The organism is Psychrobacter sp. UBA2514 (genome assembly GCF_002341255.1).
GTDB classification, from domain to species: domain Bacteria; phylum Pseudomonadota; class Gammaproteobacteria; order Pseudomonadales; family Moraxellaceae; genus Psychrobacter; species Psychrobacter pacificensis.
Genome location: NZ_DDNS01000052.1, coordinates 3,007 through 3,909, shown reverse-complemented (window position 1 = coordinate 3,909; position 903 = coordinate 3,007). Strand labels below are relative to the sequence as shown.

Here is a 903-nt window from a genome sequence, read left to right as displayed (position 1 = left end):
GTTAGCATGGCAAAAAACTCTGGGTGCTCAGCGATCGTCTGCCACAATGAATTTATGTCCATGACTTTTCTAGTTCCTGACAGGTTGATTGTCGTTGCTAATATGGTCGCGACTGATAACAAGCCGCTAGCAAAATTGAAACGTCTTAAAAAGACGCTCTGTCTCTAACCACTACTATAAAATAAATCGCCTGATTTTAGCATACTTGCCATTTTTTAGCACATGGACACCCTTGGCAAGTTGTGACTAAAGATAACATCTTTTAAATCCTATATTGAGCCATAAATATACTGAGATAGCGCATCGCTTATGCAATATATGACCACAACAAAATAAGCATCTGAGTACTGCGCCTACTCATTTGTTCTGTTATAATTTGTAGTCAAACGATAGACACCATCTACGTACAAATCAATGCGCGTTGATTTTAGATCATATAGCGCTATGTGATTGAAATCCTTTGTATTATCCTTTAGACTCACCGCGTTTTGGTTAACCAACCTGCCCTTTTACCTCTTTATTATTGACTCACTGACCGATTGGGCTCTGATTTTCTATGAATAAACCACTAACTCCCAATACCGAACAGGTCAACAGTACCTTTACCAACCGTATTATTATCTTTGGAATTTTAATATTGCTGGGTTTGGGCGGCCTGATAACGCGTTATGGTTATTTGCAAGTCTATGCCCATGATAAGTACACCACCCAGTCAGACAATAACCGCATTAAACTGATATCTGCACCGCCTAGCCGCGGTTATATTTATGATCGTAACGGGATAATTTTGGCGGATAACCAGCCAGTCTTTACCGCCATGCTAAGCCCTGATGAGGTTGATAACCCTGAGCGCACGCTCAGCTTGCTGGCGCCTATTTTTGATTTGACAGCAGAAGACATCAC

1 pseudogene is annotated in these 903 nt (G+C 41.0%); it reads left to right on the top strand.

From position 1 onward, the window contains the following. Positions 1–556: 556 nt before the first annotated feature. Positions 557–903 (top strand): annotated as a pseudogene (locus B3V51_RS12345) (penicillin-binding protein 2); the annotation flags it as partial.